This window comes from Arsenophonus nasoniae DSM 15247 (genome assembly GCF_000429565.1).
GTDB classification, from domain to species: Bacteria; Pseudomonadota; Gammaproteobacteria; order Enterobacterales; family Enterobacteriaceae; genus Arsenophonus; species Arsenophonus nasoniae.
In genome coordinates this window covers 1-8,355 of the sequence record NZ_AUCC01000105.1, presented here as the reverse complement: position 1 = coordinate 8,355, position 8,355 = coordinate 1, and the positions used below count along the sequence as shown (strand labels likewise).

General features: G+C 37.2%; 9 protein-coding genes. All 9 read left to right on the top strand.

Going from position 1 to position 8,355, the window contains the following annotated elements; translation table 11 throughout:
* Nucleotides 1-75: 75 nt before the first annotated feature.
* Nucleotides 76-300, top strand: coding sequence for a DUF2560 family protein (locus G468_RS0114970; protein WP_026823765.1), 225 nt, complete (start codon nt 76-78; stop codon nt 298-300).
* 16 nt (nt 301-316) lie between these two features.
* Entirely contained in the window at nt 317-727 is a 411-nt protein-coding gene (locus tag G468_RS0114965) for a DNA-packaging protein (RefSeq protein WP_026823764.1), read from the top strand.
* Nucleotides 711-2,150, top strand: a complete 1,440-nt coding sequence (locus G468_RS0114960; RefSeq protein ID WP_246067241.1) for a PBSX family phage terminase large subunit — start codon at nt 711-713, stop codon at nt 2,148-2,150. Before G468_RS0114965 ends, G468_RS0114960 begins: the two co-directional genes overlap by 17 nt.
* A gap of 2 nt (nt 2,151-2,152) precedes the next feature.
* Nucleotides 2,153-4,324, top strand: a complete 2,172-nt coding sequence (locus G468_RS0114955; protein WP_026823762.1) for a portal protein — start codon at nt 2,153-2,155, stop codon at nt 4,322-4,324.
* 40 nt (nt 4,325-4,364) lie between these two features.
* On the top strand, nt 4,365-5,243 hold the full coding sequence (locus tag G468_RS0114950; protein ID WP_026823761.1) for a phage capsid scaffolding protein: 879 nt from the start codon (nt 4,365-4,367) through the stop codon (nt 5,241-5,243).
* A 12-nt stretch (nt 5,244-5,255) separates the two neighbouring features.
* Nucleotides 5,256-6,527, top strand: a complete 1,272-nt coding sequence (locus G468_RS0114945) for a P22 phage gp5 family major capsid protein (RefSeq protein ID WP_026823760.1) — start codon at nt 5,256-5,258, stop codon at nt 6,525-6,527.
* Nucleotides 6,528-6,581: 54 nt separating this feature from the next.
* Entirely contained in the window at nt 6,582-6,764 is a 183-nt protein-coding gene (locus G468_RS0114940) for a hypothetical protein (protein ID WP_026823759.1), read from the top strand.
* Nucleotides 6,745-7,224, top strand: a complete 480-nt coding sequence (locus G468_RS0114935) for a packaged DNA stabilization gp4 family protein (RefSeq protein WP_026823758.1) — start codon at nt 6,745-6,747, stop codon at nt 7,222-7,224. Before G468_RS0114940 ends, G468_RS0114935 begins: the two co-directional genes overlap by 20 nt.
* A partial coding sequence (locus G468_RS0114930; protein ID WP_026823757.1) for a packaged DNA stabilization protein occupies nt 7,196-8,355 on the top strand: 1,160 nt, incomplete at its 3' end. The genes G468_RS0114935 and G468_RS0114930, both read left to right, overlap by 29 nt.

Genomic DNA, 8,355 nt, shown 5'->3' with positions numbered 1-8,355 from the left:
GATTGTCTGAATCAGGCTAAACGATGGGCGAAGAGTGCAACTAAACATAAACATTAATTTGAAACAGGTGAAATGATGAAAGAAATTACCGCAGAACAACAAATGCGGCTTGATATTTTAAGGTTGGTATTACTTGATACAGCAGCAGCACAAATAACTATCGATTTTGTGAAAGACGAGAAGCTTAAATTTGAGATATTTCGGGATTTATGGCATGAGTCCGGTGCGGAAAGTACGCCTGTTGCCCGTGCGCAAAAGTCAATTCAAAAAGGGAAAGAGGCTTTACTCCTTTTCCAGTAAATCTGGCGAGTAACTTATGGTGAGTAAAAAGAAAGTTGGACGTCCAAGTAAATTAGTCGTGAGTCTTAACAAGGCCAAAGACTATTTAATGGGCGAATATAAAACGGTAGGCGATGTGGTACCCAGTGTAGCTGGCCTAGCCTGTTACTTAGGTATTAGCAGGTCTACCGCCCAGGAATATGCTAAAGAAAATCAAGAATTTTCGGGCACGTTAGAGGCCATAAAAACTATCCAAGAAAATAGCCTGATAAATAATGGGCTTAAGGGTGATTTCAATCCAACAATTGTTAAGTTAATGTTATCTAATCACGGCTACGCAGAAAAACAAGAAACCGCCCTTACGGGTAAAGATGGCGGTGCGATTGAGACGGACAACAAAATCAGCATTGAATTTATAGGAATACCTAAAAGTGAAGGTGCAAATTAGCGAAAAGTTTGCCCCGATGTTTAAATCGAAGCGCATAAAAGTTTACTTTGGTGGCCGTGGCGGCATGAAAACGGTTTCTTTTGCTAAGATAGCATTAATAACAGCATCTATTAATAAACGTAGGTTTTTATGCTTACGTGAGTTTATGAATTCAATTGAAGATTCTGTACACGCTGTTTTGCAAGCAGAAATAGAAACGCTGAGGTTACAAAATCGGTTTCGTATTCTTGATAATTGCATTAAAGGCATCAATGATTCTATTTTCAAATATGGACAGCTAGCGCGTAATATTGCTTCTATCAAGTCAAAGCATGATTTTGATGTTGCATGGGTAGAAGAAGCAGAAACAGTATCAGAAAAGAGTCTTGATATACTCATTCCAACAATCCGTAAGCCTGGTTCTGAGCTATGGTTTTCATTTAATCCGGCAGAAGAAGATGGTGCTGTATATAAGCGTTTTGTTAAGCCATACAAGGACATAATTGATGATAAAGGCTATTACGAAGACGATGACTTGTATGTTGGCAAAGTGAGTTATCTAGATAATCCGTGGTTACCAGAGGAACTCAAAAATGATGCAGAGAAAATGAAGCGTGATAACTATAAAAAATGGCTTCATGTTTATGGAGGCGAGTGTGATGCTAATTATGATGATGCGATAATTCAGCCCGAGTGGGTTGATGCGGCTATTGATGCGCACATTAAGTTAGGATTTAAGCCCAAAGGCATTCGTGTTATTACCTTTGATCCCGCTGATTCTGGACAGGATGAAAAGGCGCTATCAAAACGATATGGAGTTCTTGTTGAGGATTGCGTAAGTTGGTCAGAAGGTGATGTGGCAGACGCTACCATAAAGGCATTTGATGAAGCATTTGACTATCGGGCTGATGATTTTATTTATGACAACATTGGCTTAGGTGCTGGCACAGTAAAAACCTATTTAAGATCTAGCAATGACGGTAATAAGATGGTTGTAACTGGATTTGGTGCTGGAGATTCACCTGATTATCCTGATGAAATATATGTTCCTGGCAATGGAGAATATATTCCATCTTTAAATAATGATGACAGAACTAACCGCGATACGTTTAGAAATAAACGAGCTCAATATTGGGTTTATTTAGCAGATAGATTTTATAAAACGTGGTGTGCAGTTGAAAAGAAAGAATATATTGATCCTGAGGAACTGATAAGTCTATCATCAAAAATAGATAAATTATCACAACTTAAATCTGAATTAGTAAAACAACAACGAAAACGCACACCTGGTAATCGATTAATTCAGTTGATTAGTAAAGAGGAAATGAGATCAAAAGGAATAAAATCACCCAATATGGCTGATACACTAATGATGTCATTTGCTAATCCTTTCCGTATAAAAGAAGACACCGAAATAATTGTCCCCTCATCTTCCAGTTGGTAATTATGGCTGAAACATTACAAAAAAAACATGAGCTCATAATGCTCAGGTTCGACCGTGCAGATTCATCGCAGAAATATGTAAGAGAAAAATGTATAGAAGCGACAAGGTTTGCCAGAGTTCCTGGTGGGCAATGGGAAGGCGCTACAGTATCAGGCACAAAAATAAGCGATCATTTCGAGAAGTATCCGAAGTTTGAAATCAACAAAATCGCTACTGAGCTCAATCGGATTATTAGTGAATATCGAAATAATCGGATTACGGTTAAATTCAGGCCTGGCGATAAAGAGGCTAGTGAAGAACTATCAAGCAAATTAAATGGTTTATTTCGCGCTGATTATGAAGAAACCGACGGTGGTGAGGCATGTGATAATGCCTTCGATGATGCAGCGACAGGTGGATTTGGATGTTTTAGGTTAACTACTAGTTTAATTAATGAACTTGATCCAACTGATGAAAGGCAGCGGATATCTATAGAGCCAATTTATGATCCCTCCCGTTCCGTTTGGTTTGATCCAGACGCTAAAAAGTATGATAAGTCTGATGCAACGTGGGCTTTTTGCATGTATTCAATGTCAGTTGATAAATACAAAGCAGAATACAACAAAGATCCTGCCACTTTAGATAACAGAATTGACAGATTATGGAATTATGAGTGGTTTGATAATGATATTGTTTATATTGCTAAATACTATGAAGTAAAAAAAGAATCTATTGAAGTTATCAGCTTTATAAATCCTATCACTAGTGAAATAGTTACATATGATAGTGATCAAATTAAACAAGTTTTTGATGAATTGTTAGAAATTGGTTTTGTTGAAGAAGCAAGAAGAACAATAAAACGTAAACGTGTTTATGTTTCTGTTGTTGACGGTGATGACTTCTTAGAAAAAGAACAGCTAATACCTGGTGAACACATTCCGCTCATTCCTGTTTATGGTAAACGCTGGTTTATTGATGATATTGAGAGAGTAGAAGGTCACATAGCAAAAGCCATGGATGCCCAGCGTCTCTATAACTTACAGGTATCTATGCTTGCAGACTCGGCAGCGCAAGATCAAGCCTCTATTCCGATTGTTGGAATGGAACAAATTAGGGGTTTAGAAAAACACTGGGCAGATAGAAATAAAAAAAGACCAGCTTACTTACCGCTGAGAGAAGTAAAGGATAAGCAAGGTAATGTTATTGCGCCTGCTGTTCCTGCTGGCTATACCCAACCACAGCCTCTTAGTCAATCAATGGCTGCATTATTGCAACAAACTAGTAATGATATTCAAGAAGTCACTGGATCAAGCCAAGCAATGCAGCAGATGCCGAGTAATATAGCAAAAGAAACAGTTAATAATCTGATGAATCGTTCAGATATGTCTTCATTTATCTATTTAGATAACATGGCTAAAAGTCTCAAAAGGGCGGGAGAAGTTTGGTTATCGATGGCAAGAGAAGTTTATGGATCAGATAGACAAGTTAGAATAGTTAATGAAGATGGGACGGACGATATAGCATTAATGTCAGTTGCTATTAGAGATGAGCAGACAGGGAGCATTATAGCGATGAATGATTTATCAGTTGGTCGTTATGATGTCACTGTTGATGTAGGCCCATCTTATACAGCAAGGCGTGATGCTACCGTTTCAGTTTTAACTAATCTACTGAACGGTATGTTGCCTCAAGATCCAATGCGTGGAGTTGTCCAAGGAATTATTCTAGATAATATGGATGGAGAAGGACTTGACGAATTTAAGGAATATAACCGCAAACAGTTATTAACTCAGGGTGTCATTAAGCCCCGCAATACCGAAGAAGAGCAAATTGTTACGCAGGCAATACAGCAATCACAGCAGCCTAACGCTGAACTTGTGGCAGCTCAAGGGGTGTTAATGCAGGGGCAAGCAGAGGTTCAAAAAGCAAAAAACGAAGAACTTGCTATTCAGGTTAAAGCGTTTCAGGCTCAGACTGAAGCTAGAGTAGCAGAAGCTAAAGTTGTCCAGATTCTTGCATCTGCTGACAGCAATAAGAGAGCAGAAATTAGAGAGGCTCTTAAAATGCTTCATCAATTTCAAAAAGAACAAGGTGACGCTTCCAGAGCTGATGCCGAGTTAATGCTAAAAGCAGCTGATACGCAACATAAGCAAAACTTAGATGTTGCTAAAACAATTCAATCACAAAACAGTTAACAGTCTCCTGCGAACTTCTCGCAGAGTTAAGGAATAATAAATGGAAAATGAACTGACTATCGATAATCAGGTTATTACTATGCCTGAAAATAAGGAAACACAACAGCAAAATATAATAGATAAACAAACGCTGGATAGTGACAGCAGTACTATTCAAGAGTCAAATGTTGAAACTAAAAATCAGGAAGTAGATTTAGAATCAGATTATTCTCTACAAATTGGTGATGAAGAAATATCACTAAGTGAAGAAGATGACTCAATAGAAGGAAATTCAGCGCCTAAGTGGGTTAAAGACCTGAGAAAAGGTTTTAAAGAGACACAGAAAGAAAATCGCGACTTGAAGCGTCAGCTTGAGGAATTAGCAACCAAGCATGCTTATCAGCCGCAAGTTAACCATAATGACGTTATTCCTACTAAACCTACGCTGGAATCATGTGATTATGATGAAGAGATATATGAAAAAGCACTTACAGATTGGCATGAGAAAAAAAGCCATGTCGAACAAAAGAAACAAGCGCAACAAAGGCAGCAACAAGAAATTCAGGAACGATTTATTCAACGTTTAAAATCTCATCAACAACGTGCAGCTAAATTACCTGTAAAAGATTATACGGAGATGGAGGAAGTTGTACGTTCAGAAGTTCCAATATTACAGCAGGAAATTTTAATTCATGCTGCTGATGAAGGAACAGAACTTATCGCCTATGCGCTTGGTAAAAACAAAGAATTACGCCAGCAGTTAATAGCTGAGAATGATCCTATACGTGCAGCGTTTCTATTAGGTCAAATTAGTCAGAAAGTAAAACTGGCACCTAAACCTAAAAAAACATCTAAGCCAGAACCTGAGCTAAAAGGTGGAGCAGGAAACGTTAAATCAGATGAGTTTAACAAATTGTGCCCAGGTGCAATTATTGAATAATGGTATAAAAATATGGCAAATAATTTAGATTCCAATGTTAGTCAAATTGTTTTAAAGAAATTTTTACCTGGCTTTATGTCAGATCTTGTTTTGTGTAAAACCGTTGACAGGCAATTATTATCTGGAGAAATAAATTCAAGCACAGGTGATAGTGTTAGTTTTAAACGTCCACATCAATTTAGATCTGAAAGAACAGAGACAGGTGATATCACAGGAAAAGATAAAAATAATCTTATTTCTGGTAAAGCAACAGGTCGTGTAGGTGAATACATTACTGTAGCAGTGGAATGGCTTCAAATTGAAGAGGCATTAAAGTTAAATCAACTTGAGCAAATTTTATCACCGATTCATGAACGTATGGTAACCGATCTTGAGACAGAATTAGCGCATTTTATGATGAATAATGGCGCTTTATCATTAGGTTCACCAAATACACCAATAAATAAGTGGTCTGATGTTGCTCAAACCGCTTCATTTATGAAAGATATTGGCATTAAAACTGGTGAAAATTATGCAGTTATGGATCCGTGGTCTGCACAACGTCTTGCAGATGCGCAATCTGGTTTACATGCTGCAGATCAATTAGTTCGTACAGCATGGGAAAATGCTCAAATATCAGGTAATTTTGGTGGTATTCGGGCGTTAATGTCTAATGGGCTTGCATCAAGAGAACAAGGTGATTTTGGTGGAACAATAACGGTTAAGTCAGATCCTAAAGTTGATTATATTTCAGTTAAGGATTCCTATCAGTTTACGATAACATTGACAGGCGCAACACCTAGCAAGACTGGATTTTTAAAGGCAGGTGATCAACTAAAATTTACCTCCATTAGTTGGTTAAATCAGCAAAGCAAGCAAACTTTATATAATGGATCAACAGCAATTAGTTTTACAGCAACTGTACTTGAGGATGTTGATTCAAATGGCTCAGGAGATGTTACTGTAAAATTGTCTGGCGTTCCGATTTATGACGAAAAAAACGCTCAATACAATGCTGTTGATGTAAAAGTTAAGGCGGGAGATGAGGTCTCCATCATTGGTACATCCAAACAACAAATGAAACCAAATTTGTTTTACAACAAGTTTTTCTGTGGTTTAGGAACAATACCTTTGCCTAAATTGCATAGTCTTGATTCAGCAGTAGCAACATATGAAGGTTTTTCTATTCGTGTTCACAAATATTCCGATGGTGATGCAAATAAACAGATGATGAGATTTGATTTATTACCTTCTTATGTCTGTTTTAATCCGCATATGGGTGGACAATTTTTTGGTAATCCTTAACCATCTTTTTAACAATAAGGGAGCTTTTGCTCCCTTTTTATTTGGAATTCGAAAATGGAAAGAAAGAGTATTTTTTATTGGGCAGACAATGAAATAGGTTATGTACAAGCTGTTATAAAAGCTAGTGATCTATCAGTATTCGAAAAAATGGGTTTTGTTTCATCTGTCGATGAAGTAAAAAAACCAAAGGCATCTAAAAAAGATAAAGGTGCTAAAGATGACGAAACAGTTAACTAAAGGCGATATTGTTTTATTTGCCTTGCGTAAAGCAGCTATTGCTTCCGATGCAACTCAAACAGAAGTAGAACCTCCTTCAATGGAAGATGGTATTAATGATCTTGAAGATTTAATGGCTGAGTTACAAATTAAATTTGGTGATTTTGGTTATCAGTTTTCATTAGATGAAAAACCATCGACAGATGATGAATCAGGTCTTCCAAGCAAATATAAGCATGCTATTGGATATCAATTAATGTTAAGAATGTTATCTGATTACGGTATTGAACCAACTCCAAGGCAAGAAGCATCTGCATATTCATCTTATGATTCGCTTCTAACGGATACATTAAATGTTCCATCGATAGAAAGGCGTGGCGATATGCCTATCGGTCAGGGTAATAAATATACCTCATTAAGCAATGATAGTTATTATGTTGAGAGAAATTTTCATGCCAAAGATACAGATTCCAATTGCTAAAGGTCTTGGCAAAGATTTTAGGACAGCGGATTATATTGATGCATTGCCAGTAAATATGCTGGCAACACCCAAAGAGATACTGAATGCGGCCGGTTATTTAAGATCATTCCCTGGAATAGAAAAAAAACAGGAAGTTAACGGGGTATCCCGTGGTGTACAATTTAATACAAAAAACAACACTGTCTATCGAGTCTGTGGCAATAAACTTTATCTTAATGACAAAGAAATAGCTGATATATCAGGTAAGGGTAGAGTTTCGCTATCACATTCAGGTAATAGTCAGGCGGTTTGTTTTGACGGTAAACTAAAGTTCTATCGATATGACGGTACAGAGAAAGCATTATCAAACTGGCCAAAGGATAAATACCCGCAATATGATTTAGGCGAAGTGATTGATGTTTGTCGAAATCGGGGGCGTTACATCTGGCTACAAAAAGGCGGTGAACGATTTGGGGTGACTGATCTGGAAGATGAATCTAAACCGGATAGATATCGCCCCTTCTATCGTGCCGAATCTCAGCCAGATGGGATAGTTTCAGTGGCATCATGGCGAGATATGCTTATTTGTTTTGGTTCTTCTACGATAGAATACTTTTCATTAACCGGTTCTTCTGATACTTCACAGCCTATTTATATTGCTCAACCAGCTTATATGATCAAGATAGGTATTGCGGGTCGTGATTGCCAATGCCGATATCAGGATAATTATGCCATTATCAGTCATCATTCTATTGGTCAGCCATCAGTTTATATCATAGGTTCAGGTGAGAAAAACAAAATATCCACCGCCACCATTGATAAAATAATGAGCCATTATTCTGCTGATGAATTATCTACATCAGTCATGGAGTCCATTAAATTTGATAACCATGAGTTATTAATTATTCACCTTCCAAAACATACGCTTTGCTTTGATGTTGCTGCAAATAATCAATGGTCAATACTTAAATCAGGATTTTATGATGACCCCTATCGTGCTATTGATTTTATGTTCTATGGGAATCAAATCACAGTGGGTGATAAGAAAGAAGGCGTTATTGGTCATTTAGTTTTCAATGCATCAAATCAATATGAACAACACGCTGAACATATTCTTTATACACCAATGATAAAAGCTGATAATGCAAGATT

Coding starts and splice junctions, on each gene's coding strand:
- G468_RS0114970 (WP_026823765.1), top strand. CDS start 76: ATGAAAGAAATTACCGCAGAACAACAAATGCGGCTTGATATTTTAAGG.
- G468_RS0114965 (WP_026823764.1), top strand. CDS start 317: ATGGTGAGTAAAAAGAAAGTTGGACGTCCAAGTAAATTAGTCGTGAGT.
- G468_RS0114955 (WP_026823762.1), top strand. CDS start 2,153: ATGGCTGAAACATTACAAAAAAAACATGAGCTCATAATGCTCAGGTTC.
- G468_RS0114950 (WP_026823761.1), top strand. CDS start 4,365: ATGGAAAATGAACTGACTATCGATAATCAGGTTATTACTATGCCTGAA.
- G468_RS0114945 (WP_026823760.1), top strand. CDS start 5,256: ATGGCAAATAATTTAGATTCCAATGTTAGTCAAATTGTTTTAAAGAAA.
- G468_RS0114940 (WP_026823759.1), top strand. CDS start 6,582: ATGGAAAGAAAGAGTATTTTTTATTGGGCAGACAATGAAATAGGTTAT.
- G468_RS0114935 (WP_026823758.1), top strand. CDS start 6,745: ATGACGAAACAGTTAACTAAAGGCGATATTGTTTTATTTGCCTTGCGT.